Source organism: Streptomyces sp. NBC_00690, assembly GCF_036226685.1.
Classification (GTDB): Bacteria; Actinomycetota; Actinomycetes; order Streptomycetales; family Streptomycetaceae; genus Streptomyces.
This window is the reverse complement of the sequence record NZ_CP109009.1, coordinates 4,169,048-4,190,915: the sequence shown is the minus strand read 5'-3', so window position 1 is coordinate 4,190,915 and position 21,868 is coordinate 4,169,048. Positions and strand designations below refer to the sequence as shown.

Here is a 21,868-nt window from a genome sequence, read left to right as displayed (position 1 = left end):
TTCCGCGGTGGTCGATGCTCCGGTCGGCGCCGGTTCTTGCGCGTCCACGACCCGTGGGCTTCGGCATCCGGCTCGTCCGGGACCGGCCCGGTCGCCGTCTGCCCATCTCAGCACCAAGCGTCGAGGCCCGCATTCTGGACGGATCACCTGCGCGTTCATGGGTTCCGTTGCCGCTGTTGTAAAGAATCCTTGACTTGATGTAAAGAGAGTCGTACCTTTCCAATGTCAGGTTTGCTTTACATGGAGGGGGAGGCGTGGCCCACGAGGAGAAACGCGCTTGGATCATGGGAGGGATCGCGATCGTCGGCTACGCCGTCTATCTGGCCATCGTCCTCCCACGGGCGGGCAGCGAACCCCTGACCGAGGTGTCGTACGCGGCACCGCTGCTGTGGGTCGTGGGTGCGGCGATCGGCGTGGCCATCGCGCTCGACATCGCCCTCGGAATCACCTCCCGGCGCGGCACCGCCAGGGTGGACCAACGCGACCGGGAGATCAGCCGGTTCGTCGACCACGTCGGACAGTCCTTCGTCATCCTCGGCGCGGTCGCCGTCCTCGCGATGGCCCTTGCCGAACTGGACCACTTCTGGATCGCCAACACCATCTACCTGGCATTCGTCCTCTCCGCCGCGCTGGGTTCCACCGCCCGGATCGTCGCCTACCGACGGGGCTTCCACCCGTGGTGAAACCGACCCGAATCACCAATTCCATCCGCTCCCTGCGCTTCGCACGGGACGAGATGACCCAGGCCGAACTGGCCGACCGCATCGGGGTCACCCGCCAGACGGTCATCGCCATCGAGAAGGGCCGCTACTCGCCCTCGCTGGAGATGGCCTTCCAGATCGCCCGGGTGTTCGCCGTCCCGCTCGACCAGGTCTTCCAGTATCCGGACGACGCAGAGGAATCCTCGTGAAAGCAGTGCTACAGGACGAGTACGGACCCTCCGACGTGCTGAAACTCCAAGACGTCGAACGGCCCACCCCTAAACCGGGCGAAGTCCTCATCCGGGTCCGCGCCGCCGCCCTCGACGCGGGCGTCTGGCACCTGATGACGGGCCGACCCCAACTGCTGCGGCTGATGGGCTTCGGAGTGCGTCGCCCCGCCGTCCGCGTCCGCGGCCGGGAAGTCGCCGGACATGTGGAGGCCGTCGGCGCCGGAGTCACCCGCCACCGAGCGGGGGACGAGGTGTTCGGCTTCTGCGAAGGCGCGTTCGCAGAATACGTCAGCGCACCGCAGGACAGGTTCGTCAGCAAACCGCCGAACCTCCCGCTCGACCAGGCCGCAGCCCTCCCCATCTCCGGCGTCACGGCACTCCAGGCGCTGCGTGACAGCGGACGCGTACGACCGGGCCAACAGGTCCTGATCATCGGAGCGGCAGGGGGAGTCGGGACCTTCGCCGTACAACTGGCGAAAACGATGGGCGCCACCGTCACCGGAGTGTGCAGCACCGCGAAGATGGACCTGGTCCGCTCGCTCGGCGCGTCCGAGGTCATCGACTACACCCGCGAGGACTTCGCCGAACGATCCGAGCGCTACGACCTGATCATCGACACCGCGGGCGGCCGCCCCCTGTCCGTGCTCCGCCGAGCCCTCACCCCGCGCGGCACCCTCGTCATCGTGGGCAGCGAAACCGAAGGACGCCTGCTCGGCGGTACGGACCGGGTCCTGCGCGCCCTGCTCGTCTCCCCCTTCGTACGCCACTCGCTGCGCGGTCTGTTCTCCGTGGAGCGCTCGTCAGACCTACAGATCCTGGCCGACTCGGTGGCCGCGGGCGATCTCGTCCCCGTCATCGACCGCACCTTCCCGCTGCACCAGGTGCCCGAGGCCATCGCCCACCTCAGGGACGGTCACGCCCGCGGCAAGGTGCTCATCGCCCCGGCCTCCTGACCGCGGCCGTCCGCACCTCAGGTCGCCGCGGCCCCTGACCGCGCTCATCCGCACCTCAGGTCGCCGCGGCCGTCACCCTGCCCACGCGGATCGCCTCCACCAGGGCCGCATGGTCCCGCTCGTTCTGGTCCGCGTACACCTCCGCGAACTCGGCCACCGCACGGTCGAAGACGTCCCCGCCGCCGAGATAGCCGGCGATGGCGATCCGGTCACCGGATCTGGCGTGGGCGCGCGCCAACGTCTGCCCGCAGAGCTCGCCGAACAACCGCATACCGCGCGGCACCATCACCTGCGGCGTGACGATCCCCTTCCAGTCATGCAACTGCCTGATGTAGAAATCCCGTTGCTTCCCGTCCATGCCCTTGACCCGGTCCCACCCCAGGAACACATCACCCACCGCCTGCATAAGCCGCTGCCCCGCGACGACCCGCTGCCCCTGGTTCTCGTACGCGCTCTCGCCCACGTGCGCGGCCAACACCGAACGATCCGCCTCCTTCGCCTGAAGGATCAACGGGTCCTCGGCGTCCTTGCCCAGGAGCAGCAGGATCCAACAACGCGTCCCCACACTGCCCACACCGACCACCTTCCGGGCGATGTCGACCAGGTGGTACTGGCGCAACAGATGTCGGCGCTCGGTGGACAGGCTCCGGGCGTAGCGGTCCACCAACGCATGCAGTTCGCCGCTGAGGTCATCGCGCCTCGCCCCCTGCAACAGATCGTCGATGGGCACGATCAACGGCGGATCCGGGGTGAACCGGCGCTCGATGCCCTGGAGCCGGGTGAGCTTCTCGAACGCCTGGAGGCTGTCGCGGGTCCGCGCCTTCGCCATGACCTTGCGCAGACGCTCCCGGCCCCGCGCATCGAGCCGCTGATCCGCCAGCGACTGGAGCTGCTCCATGTCACCGTGCGCGTACCAGACGTCGAGGTTGCCCATGCCGGCGAGGAACCGCATCCGCTCCCGGTACGAACGCACCGCTGCCCGCACCACGTCCGACCGGACCTTCGCGGAGTAGCCGTTCTCCCGACCGGCGATCACCAGACTTGTGGCCAACCGCTTGACGTCCCACTCCCACGGGCCCGGCAGGGTCTCGTCGAAGTCATTGATGTCGAAGACCAATCGTCGCTCGGGCGACCCCAACAGTCTGAAGTTCATCAGGTGCGCATCCCCGCACAGCTGGGCGAGGAGACCGGAACGGGGCGTGTCGGCCAGGTCCTGGGCCATGATCGCGGCTGCGCCCCGATAGAAGCGGAACGGCGACTCGGCCATCCGCCCATAGCGAATGGGGATCAACTCCCCCACCCGGGAAGCCGACTGCTCCTCGATCACATCTAGTGGGTCCGTGCGTCCGGCACCAGGGTCGAACCCGGCATGGCTCGACCTCGGCACCTTCTGCCGGGCCGCCCTGCCCAGATCCGCCCGTTCGCGGGGCGACAACCGCATGGACGGACGCAACACGTCCGCGACGGAATTCCCACTGCCCTTGGCCATGGAGCGCTCCTCCGGTCCGAGCGCGAACCGGTGGGAACACTGCCAGTCCGGCCGCCCCACCCATTATCCGTCGCCGGCCCCGCTCCGCACCTCGACGCCGGGCCGGGGAGCCTGGCTGACCTCGTGCGATGCCCTCCGATATCAGTGGGCGCCCCGCTGATCGGTGCCTGGCATCTTGCCGTGCTCAGGGCGACACGGTTCCAGGTGTTGATGGTGAAGATCAGCGTCAGCAGCCGCGCCAACTCCTCCTCGGCACAGTGCGTGGCCGCCCGGCCGTAGACGGCATCAGGCACCCCTCCCTGCCCCAACGAAGTCACGGCCTGGGTGAGGGGCCAGCGCGGCCTGCTCCTTGGCAGAGAAGAAGTGAGGACCATGCCTACACGGCAGCGCTGACGACCTTGCTCTCGGCCCTACCTCCAGGATGACGACCCTTGGAGGGTGCACCTGGCCCGGAACACGCCTTCCCATGTCCCCAATACTGCTCAGGCGCATGCATACATGTCCCGAACTCTGGCGGATCGGGGTGCTGAGGTATCTGCGGACCGTGCTGAACACCGTTGGATGCGACCAGAACTGAGTTCAGGTAGGAGGCGGTTTACTTGCCCGCCTCGGGACCGAACCATTGCAGAGCCTGACCGGTGACAGCGGCGATGCAGTCGAAATCGCGATCACGGTGCAGGAGGGTCAGCCCCTGCAACTCCGCCGTAGCTGCTACGACGAGGTCCACCGCGCCTGCGCTGCGGTGCTGCCCGCGCCCGGTCAGCAGTTCCTGAACCTGCCAGGCGCGATTGTAGGCGCGATCGTCGACGGGGACCCAGCCGAAGATCATCCGCATGTCCTCGATGCCCCGGGCGCGATCCTCGGCCGATCGTGCGCTGTAGAAGAACTCCAGCTCGGTGATCGGACAGGTCGCGATGAGCCCGGCTGCGGCTGCCTGGTCCCAGCCGTACTGTTCGGCGTCCCCGCGAAGGAATCGGGCGAGTGCGCTGGTGTCGATCAGAAACTGAGCTGCGCTCACCGTCGGTAGTTTCCCTTGTCGTCAAAGACGTCCAGGTCGAAGCCCCCGTCGACCGCCGCTGCGCGCAGCCTGGCCAGAGCGAGAGCCCGGCGCCGGTTCTCCAACACCTCGCGCAGGGCGGTGTTGACCGTCTCCTTCTTGGTGCTGGTCCCCAGCGCCTGCGCCACGTCGGCCAGCAGCTCGTCGTCCAGGTCGATCACTGTGCGACTCATCCATGCACCTCCGAAGATATCAACTCGTGTATCGAGTATATCTTGCACTGGCCTGTCGTGCAGCCTTGCCCGAGATCACAGAAAGCGTCTACATGGACGCTGACTTCGATCTTTGAAGTGGCGAGCATGGTCGGTGAAAGGGCGCGGGGCAGGAGGTGTCGAAATGGGCTGGATCACCATCTTGGTGGGTGTCGTCGCGGCCGTAGGGCTTGCGAGGCTTCTGCTCCCGCAGGTCCGGAAGCTGATGGTGGAGCCTGCCGAGGCGATTCGAGCGTGGCGCGAGGTCCGGCTGCTGCTGCAATGCCGACAGGCTGATCCGCCCCGTAGAAGGAGGATGCCTGGAGTGGAGCGCAGGCGCGGGACTGGGGCGACGCTTCTCACCAGACGGGACGTGACGGAGAAACGTTGAAGGCCCCCATCTTGCGATGGGGGCCTTCAACGTTAGTGCCCGGTGAGGCACTGGCGGAGGATACGAGATTCGAACTCGTGAGGGGTTGCCCCCAACACGCTTTCCAACTGTTCGTACGGGGGTCCAGGGGTGTGCGGGAGCGTTCTGACCTGCGGTGCGGCCGGTCCGGGCGGGGGTTCTGAACGGTGCTGTACGCCGGTGAATGCAACCAGAACTGCAACCACGGAGGGTTCTCGTTCTGGCCTCCATGCTGCGGTTTACTCCTCGGACAGGCCGGGTCGCCATTCCCGGATCGCTCCGTCGAAGTCGCCGTCGCGTACGTCTTGCAGCGCCGTCGCGTAACCGATCTCGATGGCCTCTGTGATCAGCTGCTGCAGCTCCGTCGACGCGTACAAAAGCCGATGTCCGGCGCCCGAGCAGAGGTTGGCCGCAGCATGGCCGGCGACACGGGCATGCTCGCCGGGAACCGTGGCGATATGCATGTCTGAGATGGCTTGTGCAGCGTTCTTGATCTCTTCCTGCGGAGACGAAGTCATGGCGGCCAGTATCCGCATGCTGGCGACGGTGGGGAATGCCGCCTTCGGTCCCGCCGCCGCGGATCATCGATGGAGTATCGGGGGCGCGGTCGGAGTGATCTGGGTCCCGGTGCTTCGGCATTGGTGCGCCTCGACGGCTTACGTGTTCCGGCTGGGTGCCGGGGTCTCACGCAGCGGGGCCACAGTGCCAGACACGCGCGCGGCATGGCCCTCCGGTAGGAGGATCGGGCCCCTTGGCTTCGGAGATCCCTCTCAGCGAGTCTCGATGTTGTCCTGCGGACGCACCACCCCGGTTTCCGCAGGGGTGGTTTCGTGCCTGTTGTCAGTCCCGATGATCGCCGGGTCGGTGTAGATGTCGACGATGTCCGGCTGAGGCGCTGGGGCCGGGGCAGGAGAGGCCGGTGGAGGAGTGGGCTGGCCAGTCCCCCTGGTTCTGTCCGTTGCTCATGGGCTCAAGTGGGCAGCAGCAGGGCGACAGTCGACAGGCCAAGGCCGACGATCAGCGACCAGAGACTCGCCGTCCAGCACCTGGCCCTTTTCTGGTGGCGCCGCTGGTTTTCCTCGAAGAGTGACGCCCGAGACGAGGCCAGCCGGATCAGAGCCAGTTCCTTGGTCAAGCGCGCGTAGTTGACGACCAGGGGACGCGGCTCCAGGTCCTTGTACTCAGCTACCCAGAAGGTCTGCACCCCTGCCAGCAGAGAGACCGCGTACGCGGCGAAGGCACAATAGGCGAGGAGGTCGTGGTGCTTGTGCGTCGCCAGGAACTGGGCAGCGGTAGCCGCGAACCCGATCAGGAACACCGCCTTGGTGTCGATCTTCGCCAGCGAGTCTGACTGGCGTGCCAGACGCGAGGCCGCCTCATTGTTGAGGAGCTCCAGCGTCGGTTCCTGAGCTGCCAGCTCAGCTGGTGTCATCGTCATGCCGAGAGCCTAGGAGCCTCGGGCGGCGACGGCAGGCCGGCTGCCGAAGCCAGCCCGCCAACCCTGGGGACGCCACACTCCGCCTGCTCAGGCGTTGCTTCGTTTCACGGCGTTTTTTTGCCGCCTCGCAGGTCCAGGTCGCTTCCCGTCCTGGAGGCGGGTGCTTGATGAGGTCGAACCGGTCCGGATGGCCGGCGAGGATGGCGTGCACCGACCACGAGGTATGCGAATCGCGTTTGTTCCGGGGCCAGGCAGCTGCAACTCTGCGATACCTCGCGAGAGCAGCCGGTGATATCCCGAGAGCCTCAGCGAATTTTTCCAGCGGCTGGAATCCCTGGTCTTGCTTCTCGTGCGGTGGCATTGCCTCAAGGATGAGATCGCCCAACTTGAATTGGACCTCACTGGCACTTCGTACCATCTCCCTCCCGGCCCTTACGAGTTCGGGGTGATGCTCATCGGTCGTCCCGGCCCGTGCAGGCGGGTCTACTTGGGGTGCCCTGTGAGCGGTCCGAAGCGCGGCGACGCGTTCTCCTGGGGTGTGGTTGCAGTAGGGGCAGCCGCCGACCGATTCGAAGGTTTTCCGAGCCGCCAAGTGGCCGAAGTGGCACTTCACGATTTCGGCCGTGCGTCCCTCCTGGCTCCAGAAGAGAGGGATGTTGTTTCCTGGCTCCGGCACGGCGCAACCGCCTCCTGTCCCTATTCGGCGGGGCCCTCGCCGCGGAGTGCGAGGTCCACCGAGAAGCCGGCGTCGCGCATCCGCTGCGTCGCCCGGACGATGCCGTTCACCGCCTGGCTGGCCACGATGATCTGAGGGCTCTGCTGGTCAGCCGGAGTGAGGGGCGCGATGGCGCTGCGGTGCAGTCGTACGGCTCGCCGGTGAAGTTGGGCGATTTCGCGGCTGATGGCGAGCAGGGCGAGCTGGGGGTCGCGGGTGCGCATGTAGAGGGTGAAGAGGTACAGCAGACACTCCTGCTCCACGATGCACTTGTTGTCCTTGTCCCAGGCTTTGGCGATCTCGAACTGCCCCTCGGTCATCTTTTCCAGCGCGACCTCGCGCGGCATGCCGTCGCCACCGAAGTCACCAATGGCCTCCCACAGTTCCTCCCCAAGGTCATGCGGTGACCTGCGGCGCGTTGTCATCAGCCTTCCCCTCCCGCCTCATCGCGCAGCATCTCGGCCAGGGCGGCGTCCATGTCAGTCTTCCCGGTGGTCGCGACGTGGTCGCACCAGTCGCAGATCGCGCGGACCTTCCGCATGCTGTCGGTCACGGCTTCGATGGCGGTTTCGTCGCAGTTTTCGGTCTGCAGCAGGACGACAGCGTTCTGCATGGAGACGCAGAAGCTGGTGGCCAGGCCGAGGATCTTCAGCACAGCTGAGGGCGTATCCCGGTAGTCGACGGCAGGCGCCTGTCGGGCCAGGGGCCCTTCCTGCGACGTTGCCTGGGAGGGCGGTTCGGACAGTCCTGCCAGCGCGCGGGCCTCACCGGCGCGTTCCTCAAGCTTCTTGCCACGCTGGCGATTTGCCTCTCGTACGGCATGACGGAAGCGAGGGTTTTCGACGACCGCTTCGATCACCTCAGTCCGCTCTGCCAGCTGGGCGATGGCCGCCGCGGCCTCGTCGGTGTCGCGCAGGATGTGCTTGGCCTTGTCGATCCGTTCGTCGGGAGTCTTGGGGTGGACGGGCATGAGCTGCCGGGCACGCAGCGCCTCGTCTTGGGTCCACGGCACGGTCTCGTCGGGGTCGGTGGGGTCCGGTGGTTCCTCGCGGATCATGTGAAACCGGTCGGGTTCCGCGGCCAGCCGCGCGTGCACAGACCAGGAAACGTCGGACCGCCGCATGCTTGGCGGCCACGCCCGGGAGACATAACGGTAGTTCAGAAGCGTGCTCGGCCTTGCGCCGATCTGCTCGGCATAGACCTCGACAATCCTCTCCACGTCGCCTTGGCGCTCCGAGGAGTCGAGCATTTCGACGAGCGTGTCGCCCAGCTCGAACTTCGCATCGCCGATCTGCTTCACGAGCCGGCGCCCCTTCTCTACGTACGCCTGCCACTCGTCTTCCTTGAACACCGACGGAGGGATGACATCGACCATGGCAGCCTCCAGCTGTCTCATCCGGATCGGCCGCCGGGAAGCGCAGGAGGGCCGCATGTCTCGCGGTCGCAGCACTGCCGGGTGGTGTGTCCGGCCGCTGTTCCAAAAGCATCGTGACGTTTCACGGGCAGGCGGAGGGAGTGCGAACTAGCTGCGCATAGAGGCACTCACGTTCGCTCTCGGGCGACCGTCTGACCACGCAAGCGCTGGGGAGTGCCAGAGGGCGTGAGGGATGACCGTGCGCCTATGCGTGAGGCAGCTGAGACCCGGGTGTGCATGTGCTGCAGCCGGGCCGTGCTGTGTAAACTGCCGGTCTGTCGGCGGTACAACAGGCGGTACGCGCGACGGTAGTACGGTCCGGGATAGACCTCACCCTGCTCGTGCTGCCACAGCGTCTGGAATTTGGCGGCCAGCACCGTGAGCCCTGCGGCCCGGGCCATCTCGCACAGCTACTCGCCCGCGCCTTCGAGCGTCAGACTGTGGGCTTCGCGCTGCTGCCGCAGTTTGTCCGGGCGCCGCCCCCGCCGGCTCTTCGCCACTTCGTTTACCGCCTACCCATCCCTGGCCGTGATCCGTAGGCCAGATCTGCCTCGTCTTGCTCTCCGAGCAGTGCGTCGATGGCGGTCGCGGGGGTGGCGCAGCGGAACCCCGTGTCGTCGTCGAGCATCTCCGCGGATGCGTCGTTGAAGACGGCGGGGATGACGCGGGGGAAGGGGCTGGTCCAGGCGCCGGCCTTCAGTTCGTAGCGGCCGGGCTCGGAGCGGGTGGAACACCACTCCCAGGTGTTGCCGCACAAGTCGTAGACCCCGTATGGGGAGACACCGCTGTGGTAGCGGCTCACGGGGGTGGTGGAGCCGATGCGGCTCTCCCGCGAGTTGCACTTGGCCGGCGTGGACTGGTTGCCCCAGGGATAGGTGTCGCCATGGGCACCTCGGGCGGCCTTCTCCCACAGCTGTGCGGTCGGCAGCTCCTTGTCGGCCCACTCCGCGTACGCCGCGGCGTCGTGCCAGGTGACGAAGACGACGGGGTGGTCGAGGACGGCCTCGGGGCATTTGCCGCGGTGCCAGTGTTGGGGCGGCTGGTGTCCGGTGGCGGCCATGAAGCGTGCGTAGTCGTTATTGGTGACCGGGAAGACGTCGATGTAGAAGGACGGGAGCCAGACCGGCTTGTTCTCCTTGCCGCACAGGAAGGTGCCGGCCTCGACGAGGCTCATCATCTTGCCGTCGCGGGGATGGCGGACCTGGCGCTGCTGGAGTTGCGGCCCGGGAGGCGGCGGTTGCTGGGCGGGTAGGACGGTGCCCAGGGGGCGGGCGAGACTGGCGAACCGTTCGTGGATGTCAGGGGCGGACTGGGCGAGGAGTGTGTCCAGGGCTGCCTGGTTCACCTGCCTGAGTCGGATCGTGTCCTTGCGCGCTTCCCATTTCGACACCATGCGGTCGCTGACACCGAGTCGCGCGGCGAACTCCTCGGTGCTCATCCGCGATGCCTCGCGTAAGGCCCGGACTTCCAGTCCGGACCACCGTTCAACTGTGGCCACTCCAGGACTCCTTGTTGCAGGCTGTTCCTGGTCAGCCTAGTCAGTAGGAGTCCGGCTTCGGAGCGTTACAACAAGTCGTCTTCGATCTCCATGTACTCCTTCCGCAGCGCGTCGATGATTGCGTGGGACTCGGGCAGTTCGGTTCCGTCGATGGCGCGGATCGCGCGGACACCGATGGCTGCGTTGGTGGCGAAGGCGGCCCGCATGCTCGGCAGGTCGCTCAGCCGGATTGTCCGCGTGTCATGGGCGTGGGCACTCTTCAGAAGCTCCATGGTCACGCCGACGAGGCAGTCGGCGTCCGGCCAGATCACCTGGCTGCCGTCGAAGAACCCGATGTTCCAGGTGCCTCCCTCCGAGACGATCTGATCCTGGTCAGCGAAGAGGGCGTCGTCGAACCCGCTCAGCTGGGCCTGGCGGCGGTGATGGAGGCTAGCGAAGAGCCCGACGCTCTTCACGCTCGGTACGTCGCGTACATATGTCGTGGACCGCACCCTGAGCGGCGGAAGCGGGAGGGTGCCCGCCGGCCGGGAAGTCACCAGCACGTGTGGATCGTTGGCCGCGCTGGGGTGCCCGAGGTCGAGCCTCGGGTCGAAGACAGTGACGCGGACCGTGATGGATCCGGCGGCGGGAGCGGCACGGCGGGTCAGCTCGCGGACGCGCTGCGGGTCGAGGTCGGTGCCGAAGAGCGTTCGGCAGTCGCGCCGAAGCCGGTCCATGTGCAGAGACAGGCCGCGTACGCGGCCGTCGTCGACCCGCATGGACGTGAAGTGGCCGTAGTTGGTCAGGGCCAGGTTCTGGAGCTGATCCGGCTCGACCGGTTCTCCATTGAGTTCTGCCATGCGGCCAGCGTGCCACCCAGCTCGGGCCTCTCAGCCGTGAACCTTCTGGGAGGGCGCCTAAGTTCGGTGAAAGTTCGGTCCCGGGGCGGTGGGAGGACGTTCCGGCGGAACGGTGGTTGCCAGCACTCTGGTGGTGCAAGGGAGAACGGCGAGACCCCGGCGACAGGAGGTGACTTGTGCCCAGCGATGACGAGACGATGCGAGAGATCGAGTTCAAGCACGGCCCGTTCGGCCAGGCGATCACGAAGCCGTTCGCCAGTACGCGGCGGGCAGTCGACGAACGTTTCCTGCTCAAGGTCTACATAGGAATTGATCCCGAGGGCCGCCGTAAGCGGGAGGTGGAGACGGTGCAGCGCGCCGCTCACTGGGGTCTGTCGGTCCCTGAAGTCTTGGCCACGGGCACGGGAGAGGACGGATCCTGGACGGTGTTCCGCATCTCGTGACCCGGCTGCCGTTCAGGGGTCCTGTGCTGGCCTGGCGCCTGCTTCTCTGGGTCGATCGCCGTCGCCCTGAGGACATCGACCTCGTGACGGCCCGCGACGTCGGCCGCCTTGCGGCCGAGGAACAGGCTTCAGCCGCCTGCGCGGCGTTGACTCAGGCCGTCTCGCTCCTGCGTGCCGCCGGCGTACCTCGCTGATTCCTTCGCGTATCGCTCGTCCAGGCGTGCTGACGCCTGCGTTCATTCACCTTCTGCCCACCCTGAACGGGAGTTCGTCATGCCTCGTACGAGCACGATCATCAACAACAGTCACCTCGTCATCGACACCGCCATGGCCGGGCCGGACACGACGACCATCGTCGAGCGGAAGGGCCTCGGCCATCCGGACACCCTGGCCGACCACCTCGCCGAGCGGCTATCCCGCGCCTACAGCCACTACACCGTCGCGCGCTTCGGCGCCGTGCTGCACCACAACTTCGACAAGCTCGCCCTCCTCGGCGGGGCCAGCGAGGTCCGATACGGCGCCGGCAGGATGACGGACCCGGTGCGTGTCCTGGTCAATGGGCGGGCAGCGCCCATGTGCGGGGGCGAGGAGATCCCGGTCCAGGAGATCGTCGAGACTGAGGTCAGGGCGTTCTTCGCCGAGCGGCTCCCTGAGGTGTCAGACCACCTCGACATCGTCTTCAACATCACCAGCAACTCCAGTCCGGGCGCGGTCCTCACCGGCGACGGGGTCCCGGACCGTACACGCTGGTTCAATCCGCGCTCCGTCGATGACCTGCGGGAACGGCGGGTCCGGCTGTCGAACGACACGTCCCTCGGCACAGGCTGGGCTCCGGAGAACGTCTTTGAGTCGTTCGTTCGCGAGCTGGTTGATCACTTTTCCGGCGCGAGCGAGTTCACCCGCGCCCACCCATGGTGTGGGGCCGACGTCAAGCTCATGGGCTACTGGGACGGCGGCCAGGCCGACGTCGTGCTGTGCGTCCCGCAGAAGTCGCGCCACGTCGCCAGCCGGGCCGAATACATCCGCAACGCGGAGACCGTATTGGCCGAGTGCTACCGCCTGGCCGGTCTCCGGCTGTCCGGTGCGCAGGCGCGCTTCCGGCTCAACGCCCGCGACGTCCCGGAGAAGGACGAGCTGTACCTGACCTACACCGGAAGCTCGATCGAGTCGGGGGACGAGGGCGTCGTCGGTCGCGGCAACCGGGTCAACGGCCTGATCACGCCATTGCGGCCGATGAACCTGGAGGGAGCCAACGGCAAGAACCCCGTGTACCACGTGGGCAAGCTCTACAACATCGCTGCACAGCGTCTGGCCGAGCGCCTGCACGAGACCACGGACGGGCACGCGGAAGTGCACTTGGTCAGCACCACCGGCCAGCGTCTGGATCAGCCATGGCGAATACTGGTCCGCCTCTCGGCTCCGGACGCCGAGATTGACAAGGTGCAGGCCCTCGTCATGGAGACGCTGAGCGAGTTCCCGGCGCTGACCGACGAGCTGGTCTCCGACGGGATCGTGCTGAGCTGATGACGAAGCCGACGCTCGGAGAGATCCCTGCCGGGTGCCGACGGCGATTGCTCGCGCACTACGGGCCTGCCACCCAGCAGTGGCTCGATGCCGTCCCGGGGCGGCTGGCACGCGCGGCGGAAGGCTGGAAGCTGTCGCTCGCGGCCTATCACGACGCCGGACACGCCTCGGTGATCGCGACAGCGGCCTGCCTTGACGGTCGTCCCCTGCTCCTCAAAGCGTGGTTCGATCCCTCCCGCTACCGCCGTGAGGTGGACGCGCTGCGACTCTGGGCCGGCGGACCGACAGTCGGCGTTGTGGAGGCCACGGACGACCTGGCTGTGGCCGCACTCGAACTCGTTGGAGGGCAGCCCGGTGGTGCGGACCGGCCAAGGCGAGAGATTCAGATGGTGGCTGCGGCCATCCAAGGGCTGCACACCTTTGGGCAGCACAGGCGCCGGCCAGACGGGCTTCCACGCCTTGCTGACCACCTCGCGCAGGAAATCCGGCCCCGGACCGAACAGCGGCTACAGAAGCTCGATCTCGGCGGCTGGCGCTCCCTGGCCGAAGTCGGTATCTCTGCTGCCATCGATCTGGAGGAGGTCCCCCGCCAGGCGACGGTGCTACACGCGGACCTGTATCGGGAGAACGTGCTGTTCGACTGGCAGGGGCACCCCCGGCTGATCGATCCGCTTCCCATGGTGGGAGACCCGGCGTTCGACTGGGCCTTCTGGACCGTCTACTACGACCTGGGGCGCGGTACCGACGAGAGGCTGGCCACCGCCTCACGCGTCTCCCGGATTCCTGTCCCGGTGCTCGCGCCCTGGTGTCGCCTGCTCGCCGTCGACGGCCTCCTTTTCTACGTGGAGTCCGGAGACCCGCGAACGCATCTGATGGCCGAAGTGCTCACCCACCTTTTGGCATCGACGTCTCGGAGCGGATCGTGACGACGTACATCCTCCGCCACGGCCAGACGAACTACAGCAAGCGATACCTCGTCAACGGCGACCCGTCCCAACCCATCCACCTGACCGCCGAGGGTCGGCAATCGCTGAGCCTGGGCTGGTCCACCCTCCCACTCCACACCGTGCGGACGTGGCTGACCAGCGAATTCCCGCGTGCCCAGCAGACGGCTTGTCTGCTGATGGGTGTGCCGGCGGCGGACCTGGTCATCGACCCTCGGCTGAACGAACTCGACTATGGGGAGTTCGAGGGCCGCCCGTTCCTGGAGTACGCGGTCTGGCTTGACGGCCAGGGTCCGGGCGAGCGGCCGACGGGTGGCACCGAGTCACAGCGCGACGGCATTCGGAGGATGCTCACGGGAGTACTGGCCGCCGTGGAGCACCCAGGTCCCCGTGTTCTGGTAGGCCACGGCCTTTTGGCCTCCGTGCTCCTCTGGCAGCAGAGCCGATCGCCGAAAGAGGCCATGCCGCTCTTTTTCCCGGAGGCTCCGTACGTCGAGCCGATTGCCATACCCGACGACGAGCTGCCGGACTGGATCACGGCGCTGATGAGTCATCTCGACAGAGACGTTCCCGGAGGTCGCGCCGACCGCGGAGGCGCGGACATATTCCGGATCGGCGAGGGCTCGGCGGTTGCTACCGTCGATCTCGTATCCCACTCGCCGGATCAGAAGGATCTTCCTCATGCATGATGCCCGCGCCCTAATCGAAATGGGTGCCGAAGCGGTTCGTCGGCTCGCTCGTCGCGGCTACTCTCTGGACCTGTCCGAGCTGGAGTCCCTCCAGTCTCGGCGCAACCAGAACATCCGCTCGGCCGACGAGTTGCGGGCAGAGTCCAAGCGGACGGCGAGTGAGGTCCAGCAGACGGCCAAGCAGGGCGGCGACATCTCCAAGCTGAAGGAGCGCGCCCGCGAACTGAAGGACCAGATCCGGGACATCGAGGTCGGCCAGGATCAGGTCGAGGGGCAGCTCCGCGACCTCCTTCTCAGCATCCCGAACCTGCCGGACGACGCGGCCCCGGACGGCGACTCCGAGGACTTCGCGGTCGAGGTCCGGCGGGTCGGCACTCCGCCGGCCTTCCCGTTCGAGCCGAAGGACCACGTCGACCTCGGTGAGGCCACCGGCATCCTCGACTTCGCTCGGGCGACGAAGCTGTCCGGCCCGCGCTTCGCGGTCTCGCGCGGCGCCGGAGCAGCGCTGGAGCGTGCCCTGGCCACACTCTTCCTCGACCTGCACACCCGTCGGCACGGGTACATCGAGCACGCCGTCCCGTACCTGGTCACCCGTAAGACGATGACCGGCACGGGGCAGCTGCCGAAGTTCGAGGAGGACCTGTTCAAGACCGGCGTCGCCGACCGCGAGCTGTTCCTGATCCCGACGGCCGAGGTGCCGCTGACCAACCTCTACGCGGACGAGATCATCCCGCCGGCCGAGCTGCCGCTGGCGCTCACCGCGCACACTCCGTGCTTCCGGTCCGAAGCAGGCTCGTACGGCCGCGACACCCGGGGGCTGATCCGCCAGCACCAGTTCGCCAAGGTCGAGATCGTCCAGATGGTCGACCCTGCGAACGCGGACGCCACGCTGGAGACGATGGTCGGCCATGCCGAGGCATGCCTGAAGGAACTCGGCCTCGCCTACCGCGTCGTCAAGCTGGCCGCCGGTGACACGGGCTTCTCCGCCCAGCTCACCTACGACATCGAGGTCTGGATCCCGAGCCAGAACACGTACCGCGAGATCTCCTCGGTCTCCAACTTCGGCACCTTCCAGGCCCGCCGGGCCAACATCCGGACCCGCGGCGAGGACGGCAAGCCCAAGCTCGTCGCCACCCTCAACGGCTCCGGTCTCCCCGTCGGCCGCACCTTGGCCGCTCTCCTTGAGCAGGGCCAGCAGCAGGACGGATCCATCGTCCTGCCCGAATCTCTCGTCCCTTACCTCGGCTTCCGCCGTATCTCGGCGGACGGAACACCGGAGGCATAACGTGCTCGTCGGCGTCTGCGACTTCCCTGGTAGCTACGCCTTCCCACCTGCCGGCTACGGCGGGATCGAACGATGGCTGTGGGCGGTCGCCGTAGGCGCCCGAGCCGCAGGCGCCGACTTACACCTCCTCGGGCCGGGCTGGCTCACGGACCTGGAACACGACTGGGTCCGTAAGCCGGTCCGCCTGGAGGACATCACTCCCGGAACGCTCGCCGAGCGCGAGCTGCGCGACAGCGGGTACGACCTCCTGGTCGTGGGGCACGAGTACCCGTCGCTTCCGGCCTGGACCCGCACGTGGAGTGAGCTGGACTGCGACGTCGCCACGTTCCAGCACTCGCCCGTTTTCCAGCACGCCGACGCGGCCTTCGACGGCAAACGGTCGCGGCTCTACTGCTACTCACCCGAAATGATCGAGCGGTACGCAGACCACCGGCCGATACCTGAACTCGCCGTCCACCTCGGTCTGGACGAGGAGGAGCCGCCGGCCGTCGCCGGTGACGACCTCGTCTGGCTCGGCCGTATAGATGAGGAGAAGGCGCCGCACATCGCAGTCCGAGCCGCCCAGATCCTCGGCCGCCGGATACGGATCGTCGGCCCCGTCTTCGATGAGGCATACGTGCGACGCCACGAGCGACTCTTCAGCGCAGGCCACGTGAAGCGGGCCGGCGAACTCGGCGGCCCCGCCAAGACCGCTGCCATCCGCGACGCCTCCGTCTTCGTCTACACCTATGCCCGTACGTACGTGGAGGCCGGCGCCGCCGTCTTCGGCGAGTCTCTCCGCGCCGGCACCCCTATGGCTGCGCTCACGTGGCGCGAGGGAACCTGCGCCGAGGCGGCCCTGTGCGATCAGACAGGCGTGATCACGGTGGCCGACCCCGACGAAGACGACGAGGCAGCAGCGGAGCTTCTCGCGCTTGCGATCGAGCAGGCCGAGGGCCTCAAGCACACGGAGGTCCAGGAGGTCGGGATGCATCGCTTCGATCCGGCCCGCCACTTCACCGCGATGTCGACGCGGTCATGCTGACGGGCGGTTCCAGAGAGCTCGTACTGGGGCCGTCGGCCTGTTCGGAGGTCCGCTTGCCTGCGGTCCTACGTCAAGTCTTCGGAGCACAATGGGAGTTCACCGTCTCCGACAGACGGATCGCGATCGAGCATGTGCACAGAGGATCGCCGTACTGTCCGCCTCGTCGGGCTCCGTCGTGGGAACAGCTGCTGGCAGGGCTGAAGGCGGGTTTCGCGGCCCAGGGCGTCCCGCAGGACACCTGCCTGCCAATTCGGTGGGGCCGCGAGACCGAGCTGACGATCTCGGCCGTCCAAGCCCTTGACCCCCTCCTCAAGGACGGGCGTCCGCTGACCTACCGCAGCGGCTTCCTGCCCCAGCCTGTTGTCCGTTTCACCGGGCAGCGTGACGCATCGGGCGACCTCCGGGAAGGATTTCTGACCTCGTTCGTCAACGTTTCCCGTGTCCAGCCGATTCAGCGCATCGACGAATACGGTGTGATCCTGGACGGCTGGCTCAGTGTGCTGTCGCGACTGGGTTTCCATGCGCGCCACATCAGCGTCCAGGGCAAACTGGCAACATGGAGGCGCCGACAAGTCGAAGGCATCACCCTTCGCTTCAGCCACCTCAACCTGACTCTCGGGGACGTCGTCCTCCTTTGGAATACCGACAACCCTGAGCGCATGGCGGTAGACCTCGGCGCCGGACTGGAACGGCTGGCCTGGGCACGTACGCAACTGGGGTGGAGAGACCTCGTCTTCGGCAGGTTCGCGACCCTGGCTCCCCCCGCAACCCTGGACGCCGTTCGCACCGCCACTCTCCTCCTTGGACATGGCGTCCGTCCCGCCGCGCGGGGGGCCGGCGGAATCACACGCCGGGTGATCGGAACGATCGACCCTGATTCGGCGCGGCTGGGTGTCAGCTCTCTGGTCCGCGCCTCGTATCGCTATTGGCGACTGTTCGGCGAGCCGAATGTCCCATGGCCAGCCGTGGCCATGGCGATCGAGAAGGAACTGGGCATCTGAAGGAAGAATTCTGGAGCGATCGAGCTCGCTTGCCGGGACAAATCTGTCCACCTTTACACCAGTTCGCCGGAGGCAGACGGGAAAGATCCAGAAGGGACTGGTGCTCTGCGGCGAAGGATGCGAACGTACAACGCCCTGCCGGAAAAACACCCTGAGCCCACGGAGGCGCCCCTGCACCCGCACCACCTCAACGACCCTTCCCGTCCGGACTCGCCGGACCCGGTGTACTGGGTCACCCCTCGCCACCTGGCCGGTGACGACGGCGTACTCGCCGAGCGGATCGGCGACAGCCTGGCCGGCCTCGGCTGGCGCATGTGGCCCACGGCCCGCCACACCCTGCTGTACGTGAGCCCGGACGGGCCGTGCGGCGCCGAGTGGATCCTGGCCGCGCACCCGTTCGAGCTGGGTGGGCTGCCCGTTGCCTGGCAGTTGAGCGCCCGCCCGCATGCCGCCTCCGCAATGGCGGAGTGGAATGCGTACTTCACCAGCGGCGTCCCGTACGAGGCGCTCGCCGATCTCCTCGTCGCGCTCGACGCCCGTGAGGCGCCGGACGTCGGTTGTGCGGGGCCCGACACGGTCGTCAACGCACTCAGCGCGCGGGGCTGGGTCCGCGACGTGGACCGGCCCCACACCACCGCCATCGACCCAGGGTTCTCCTCCAGCGTCTCCCTGGAGATGTTGCCGCCGCTGATCGAGGACGCAGATCCGCGTCCCGACCTGGCGGGTTGGCAGGCATGGGCGCAACCCGTTCTCCGCGCCCCGTATTTGTGGTGCGCCAGCTTCAGCGCCAGCGTCCCGCATGACCTGGTCGCCGCCTTCGCCTACTCGCTCGCCTCACCGGACCCGGTGCCCCGCCGCACGCTGCCCGAGAGCGCCGAGGGCCGGCTCAGCGTCGTCCGCAGCAGCTGACGATCCGCGCACCGGAGTGGCACCGACAGCTCGTCGCCGATTGGCCCGAGTCGCACGTTTCCTATGCCCGTCCGATGACAGAGATGGAGACTCCGTGTTCCGACGACGTGCCCGCGCCGACTGTGGACTCCGTGAGGCCCAGCGTGAGGCGCTCGCGCTGATCCAGATGCACGCGCGAGCCGCTACCGTTCGACACGGTGCAGGCACCGGCGTCGGCTGGGTCGAGTTCGGAAGCGGTTATGCCGGACTTGCCGTCGGCAGATCTGGGGGCGCCGTCCCGGCAGGATGCCGAGGGAGTGATGATGCGCTGGATGCAGCCGCTCGTCATCGAGGGCGAGGTCCGTACGTGCCCCGAGTGCGATGTGTACCGGGACTGGATCGTCTTCTGCCTGCGCGACGACTCGGTGTGGCTACGCTGCCCGGCCGGTCACCAGGTACAGGAGCCGCATCTGGACGCCGCCTGGTTCAACCGCAACTCCGGCCCGGTCGACCACTGGCACCCCACCCTTGAGGACGGGCTGCGTCACCTCGGCCACTGACCCCCGAAATCCCTCGTCCCTACCCCTCCACATCACCGGCGCAGGAGGCCCGGCTGGTCAGACCGTCCGCTCCGCAGCCACTTTGGGGTTTCGCATGCGCCTTAACACCACGACCGCCCTCAGCCTGAGCACCCTCACCGTCCTGGCCCTGGCGGGCTGCTCCACCAGAAGCACCCCCGCCGACGATCCGGCCTCCTCCGCGCCCGCACCCGCGCGTCAGGAGGGCAAGAGCGCCTCGGTGTCCTCGAACTGGGGGTCGTCCAGGTCGATGTTCTCCAGGTCGGCGAAGCCGTCGATGGAGTTCCCCTCGTTCCCCGTTGCCTCGTAGGCGTCGATGCTGGCGATCGCGCTGTCGATGGTGGCGAGGATCTTGCCGAGGGTCTTGCCCAGGGAGTTGACCGAGGACTCCAGACGCTTGAGCAGACCCACCCGCAGCAGGTGAACCACGTTGTTCTCGCGGTCCGTTTGCTTCCACACGCGCTGACCGCCCGTGCGGACCTTCTGGTCGTACATGGCGGCGTACTTGCTCTCGTACTTCGTGCTGACGTAAGAGGTGGGCTTGTAGGCCGCCAGGTTCAAGCGCAGGATCGACTGGTTGATCTGCTCCAGCGGGATCATGGTGTTGGCCGCGTCAATGGGCGGGATGAGGTTGATCGGGACCAGTCGGTCGGGGAACTTTCCTACGTCCTTCGTGCCGTAGTACTTCTGGATGTGCTTGCGCGAGCGGGCGATCGTGACCAGGTCCAGCAGGCGGATGTAGTCCATGCCGAGCGTTCCGACCAGGGACTTCGTGCTCTGGGTGGCCGCAGGCGTGCGCTGCCATTCGTTGAAGCGCTTCTGCGCCTTGGCCAGGGTCGCTGGGGATGCTCTTGATCCCGTCTGTGGCCAGGGCCTGGTCGTCACCCTCCGTGGCAAACAGGACCTGGTTCTTGAGGTCGGCCAGGCGGGTGTTCACGGGCGTGGCGCTGAGCATGAGGACCTTGGTCTTGACGCCGTTCTTGAAGACCTCGTTCATGAGGCGTTCGTAGCGGGTCATCCGGCCCTTGACCTGCGGGTTGTTGCGGAAGTTGTGGGACTCGTCAATCACGACAAGGTCGTAGTTGCCCCAGTTGGTGTTGGCCAGGTCGATGTCCCCGGACAACCCGCTGGTTCGGCTGAGGTCGGTGTGGTTGAGGACGTCGTAGTGGAACCGATCCTCGGCCAGCGGGTTGCGGTTGTCGTTGCCGCGGTAGACGGTCCAGTTCTCCCGCAGCCGCTTGGGTGCCAGGACAAGGACGCGGTCGTTGCGCAGCTCGTAGTACTTGATCACCGCAAGGGCCTCGAAGGTCTCCCCCAGGCCCACGCTGTCGGCGATTATGCAGCCGTTGTGGCGCTCAAGCTTCTCGATCGCGCCGAGTACACCGTCGCGCTGGAACTTGTAGAGCTTGTTCCACACGACCGAGTCGTAGAAGCCGGTCTTGCCGCGCTCGGCAGTCTCCTCACCGGCCTCCTCGACGAAGTCCTTGAACAGGGAGGTCAGGACGCGCAGGTAGACGGACTCGGGGGCCCTGTCCTCGAAGAGAGCCCGGGCCGCGGCGAGGAACTCCTCCTGGATGGAGCCGGTGGTCGCACCGTCGCACCACATCCGCTCGAAGTTGACGACGGTCTGTGCCACCTTGTCTGCGTCCGTGGTCTCCAGGGGGGAAGTACAGGTCCTGGGATGCCACCAGGCCAAGGCTCTCGGCCTCGAGACCCACGCCGTCGACCACGTAGGGGAACGGGCCGTCGACGCTCGTCCAGGTGCCGCGAGTGCGCCGCTTGAGCGTTCTTGCCCGGAGGTGTTCTTCGGCCCAGGTCACGAACGCGTAGGCGATGCGGTGCTGGTCCAGCCGTGCACGCTTGAGGTTCTCCTCCTCAAGTCCGTTGAGAGGGAACTCTTCGAGGCTGTGGCCGTGCAGGAGCAGGCGCAGTTCGACGTCGGTCAGCTCGTCCTGGAGCGCCTCGTAGACAAAGAGGGAGAACGACTCCGACAGCGAGTCCAGGCGCGTGGCGCCGGTCAGGTGCTTGCGCAACCGGTCGATCGCATTGCCTGCGTCGCTGGGGACCATGAAGCTGAACCTCCGGGGTGGACGTGGATCCGTTGCTCCGGTATGCGGGGCATGAGCCGTTCTGATGCTATGACGCTGTTGCGCCTGGCCGGGGCCCCTTGGCTGAGGTCCCGCAGCTGCCCACCCTGCGCGACTGAGACCAAAACTGAGACCACACATGTCGAAGGGCCCCACCGCAAGCGGTGGGGCCCTTCGACATCGTGCCCGGTGAGGCACTGGCGGAGGATACGAGATTCGAACTCGTGAGGGGTTGCCCCCAACACGCTTTCCAAGCGTGCGCCCTAGGCCACTAGGCGAATCCTCCGCGGCAAACAATACAAGACGCCGGGGGATGCTCGCGAACTCGTTCCCACCCCGGCGATCGGGTACTGTGTGCGGAGCCCCTCACGTGGCGCTATCTGACTGAACTCCCCCAGGGCCGGAAGGCAGCAAGGGTAGGTTGGCTCTGGCGGGTGCGTGGGGGGCGCTTGCGTTTGCCCAGGTGGGGGC

General features: G+C 66.9%; 23 protein-coding genes, 1 tRNA gene, 1 other RNA gene and 1 pseudogene. 13 read left to right on the top strand and 13 right to left on the bottom strand.

Going from position 1 to position 21,868, the window contains the following annotated elements; genetic code table 11:
• The first annotated feature begins 254 nt into the window (after positions 1 to 254).
• The 3 genes from OID54_RS18435 to OID54_RS18425 are packed head-to-tail and all read left to right on the top strand — an operon-like array spanning position 255 to position 1,884.
• Entirely contained in the window at positions 255 to 683 is a 429-nt protein-coding gene (locus tag OID54_RS18435; RefSeq protein WP_329021008.1) for a hypothetical protein, read from the top strand.
• A complete protein-coding gene (locus OID54_RS18430; RefSeq protein ID WP_443055620.1) occupies positions 680 to 910 on the top strand; it encodes a helix-turn-helix transcriptional regulator in 231 nt (76 codons plus the stop codon). Before OID54_RS18435 ends, OID54_RS18430 begins: the two co-directional genes overlap by 4 nt.
• The gene (locus OID54_RS18425; RefSeq protein WP_329021006.1) at positions 907 to 1,884 is read left to right on the top strand and encodes an NAD(P)-dependent alcohol dehydrogenase; all 978 of its coding nucleotides are present in this window, start codon (positions 907 to 909) and stop codon (positions 1,882 to 1,884) included. Before OID54_RS18430 ends, OID54_RS18425 begins: the two co-directional genes overlap by 4 nt.
• Positions 1,885 to 1,939: 55 nt before the next feature.
• On the opposite strand, the gene OID54_RS18420 is transcribed toward OID54_RS18425, so the two are convergent.
• The 11 genes and pseudogenes from OID54_RS18420 to OID54_RS18375 form a co-directional block, all read right to left on the bottom strand.
• Complete coding sequence (locus tag OID54_RS18420) at positions 1,940 to 3,373, bottom strand: DUF2252 domain-containing protein (protein WP_329021004.1); 1,434 nt, start codon at positions 3,371 to 3,373, stop codon at positions 1,940 to 1,942.
• A gap of 141 nt (positions 3,374 to 3,514) precedes the next feature.
• Positions 3,515 to 3,751: pseudogene (locus OID54_RS18415) on the bottom strand (carboxymuconolactone decarboxylase family protein); the annotation flags it as partial.
• 217 nt (positions 3,752 to 3,968) lie between these two features.
• Complete coding sequence (locus OID54_RS18410; protein WP_329021003.1) at positions 3,969 to 4,391, bottom strand: PIN domain nuclease; 423 nt, start codon at positions 4,389 to 4,391, stop codon at positions 3,969 to 3,971.
• Complete coding sequence (locus OID54_RS18405; RefSeq protein ID WP_329021001.1) at positions 4,388 to 4,603, bottom strand: type II toxin-antitoxin system VapB family antitoxin; 216 nt, start codon at positions 4,601 to 4,603, stop codon at positions 4,388 to 4,390. Before OID54_RS18405 ends, OID54_RS18410 begins: the two co-directional genes overlap by 4 nt.
• A 666-nt stretch (positions 4,604 to 5,269) precedes the next feature.
• Positions 5,270 to 5,566: a hypothetical protein gene (locus OID54_RS18400; RefSeq protein WP_329020999.1), complete on the bottom strand. Its 297-nt coding sequence runs from the start codon at positions 5,564 to 5,566 to the stop codon at positions 5,270 to 5,272.
• 434 nt (positions 5,567 to 6,000) lie between these two features.
• Positions 6,001 to 6,468: a hypothetical protein gene (locus OID54_RS18395; protein WP_329020997.1), complete on the bottom strand. Its 468-nt coding sequence runs from the start codon at positions 6,466 to 6,468 to the stop codon at positions 6,001 to 6,003.
• The gene (locus OID54_RS39230) at positions 6,449 to 6,829 is read right to left on the bottom strand and encodes a DUF6192 family protein (RefSeq protein ID WP_443055782.1); all 381 of its coding nucleotides are present in this window, start codon (positions 6,827 to 6,829) and stop codon (positions 6,449 to 6,451) included. Before OID54_RS39230 ends, OID54_RS18395 begins: the two co-directional genes overlap by 20 nt.
• 335 nt (positions 6,830 to 7,164) lie before the next feature.
• Positions 7,165 to 7,608 carry a hypothetical protein gene (locus OID54_RS18390; RefSeq protein WP_129767446.1) on the bottom strand — a complete coding sequence of 148 codons (444 nt, stop codon included), beginning with the start codon at positions 7,606 to 7,608 and terminating at the stop codon, positions 7,165 to 7,167.
• Positions 7,608 to 8,558 carry a DUF6192 family protein gene (locus tag OID54_RS18385; RefSeq protein ID WP_329020995.1) on the bottom strand — a complete coding sequence of 317 codons (951 nt, stop codon included), beginning with the start codon at positions 8,556 to 8,558 and terminating at the stop codon, positions 7,608 to 7,610. The genes OID54_RS18390 and OID54_RS18385 overlap by 1 nt, the downstream gene beginning before the upstream one ends.
• 544 nt (positions 8,559 to 9,102) lie before the next feature.
• Positions 9,103 to 10,095, bottom strand: a complete 993-nt coding sequence (locus tag OID54_RS18380) for an SUMF1/EgtB/PvdO family nonheme iron enzyme (protein WP_329020992.1) — start codon at positions 10,093 to 10,095, stop codon at positions 9,103 to 9,105.
• 65 nt (positions 10,096 to 10,160) lie between these two features.
• On the bottom strand, positions 10,161 to 10,934 hold the full coding sequence (locus OID54_RS18375) for an aminotransferase class IV family protein (RefSeq protein WP_329020990.1): 774 nt from the start codon (positions 10,932 to 10,934) through the stop codon (positions 10,161 to 10,163).
• A gap of 176 nt (positions 10,935 to 11,110) precedes the next feature.
• On the opposite strand from OID54_RS18375, the gene OID54_RS18370 reads away from it, so the two are divergent.
• From OID54_RS18370 to OID54_RS18330, 9 genes are all read left to right on the top strand, one after another.
• Entirely contained in the window at positions 11,111 to 11,377 is a 267-nt protein-coding gene (locus OID54_RS18370; RefSeq protein ID WP_329020988.1) for a hypothetical protein, read from the top strand.
• A gap of 273 nt (positions 11,378 to 11,650) precedes the next feature.
• A complete protein-coding gene (locus tag OID54_RS18365) occupies positions 11,651 to 12,901 on the top strand; it encodes a methionine adenosyltransferase (RefSeq protein WP_329020986.1) in 1,251 nt (416 codons plus the stop codon).
• Complete coding sequence (locus OID54_RS18360; protein WP_329020983.1) at positions 12,901 to 13,827, top strand: aminoglycoside phosphotransferase family protein; 927 nt, start codon at positions 12,901 to 12,903, stop codon at positions 13,825 to 13,827. The genes OID54_RS18365 and OID54_RS18360 overlap by 1 nt, the downstream gene beginning before the upstream one ends.
• The gene (locus OID54_RS18355) at positions 13,824 to 14,534 is read left to right on the top strand and encodes a histidine phosphatase family protein (RefSeq protein ID WP_329020981.1); all 711 of its coding nucleotides are present in this window, start codon (positions 13,824 to 13,826) and stop codon (positions 14,532 to 14,534) included. Before OID54_RS18360 ends, OID54_RS18355 begins: the two co-directional genes overlap by 4 nt.
• Complete coding sequence (gene serS, locus OID54_RS18350) at positions 14,527 to 15,819, top strand: serine--tRNA ligase (protein ID WP_329020979.1); 1,293 nt, start codon at positions 14,527 to 14,529, stop codon at positions 15,817 to 15,819. The genes OID54_RS18355 and serS overlap by 8 nt, the downstream gene beginning before the upstream one ends.
• A gap of 1 nt (position 15,820) precedes the next feature.
• Positions 15,821 to 16,843: a glycosyltransferase gene (locus OID54_RS18345; protein ID WP_329020977.1), complete on the top strand. Its 1,023-nt coding sequence runs from the start codon at positions 15,821 to 15,823 to the stop codon at positions 16,841 to 16,843.
• Between the two features lie 53 nt (positions 16,844 to 16,896).
• Positions 16,897 to 17,844 (top strand): hypothetical protein, encoded by a 948-nt coding sequence (locus OID54_RS18340; RefSeq protein ID WP_329020975.1) that lies wholly within the window; start codon positions 16,897 to 16,899, stop codon positions 17,842 to 17,844.
• Positions 17,845 to 17,961: 117 nt separating this feature from the next.
• A complete protein-coding gene (locus OID54_RS18335) occupies positions 17,962 to 18,753 on the top strand; it encodes a DUF317 domain-containing protein (protein WP_443055619.1) in 792 nt (263 codons plus the stop codon).
• Positions 18,754 to 18,992: 239 nt separating this feature from the next.
• Positions 18,993 to 19,292: a hypothetical protein gene (locus OID54_RS18330; protein WP_329020973.1), complete on the top strand. Its 300-nt coding sequence runs from the start codon at positions 18,993 to 18,995 to the stop codon at positions 19,290 to 19,292.
• Positions 19,293 to 19,923: 631 nt separating this feature from the next.
• Here OID54_RS18330 and OID54_RS18325 read toward each other — a convergent pair.
• Together OID54_RS18325 and OID54_RS18320 are read right to left on the bottom strand one after the other, a co-directional pair.
• A complete protein-coding gene (locus OID54_RS18325) occupies positions 19,924 to 20,946 on the bottom strand; it encodes a DEAD/DEAH box helicase family protein (RefSeq protein WP_329020971.1) in 1,023 nt (340 codons plus the stop codon).
• 649 nt (positions 20,947 to 21,595) lie between these two features.
• Positions 21,596 to 21,683: transfer RNA gene (locus tag OID54_RS18320), tRNA-Ser, on the bottom strand.
• A gap of 71 nt (positions 21,684 to 21,754) precedes the next feature.
• Here OID54_RS18320 and ffs point away from each other — a divergent pair.
• An RNA gene (gene ffs / locus OID54_RS18315) (signal recognition particle sRNA small type) lies at positions 21,755 to 21,853 on the top strand.
• The last annotated feature ends 15 nt before the right edge of the window (positions 21,854 to 21,868 follow it).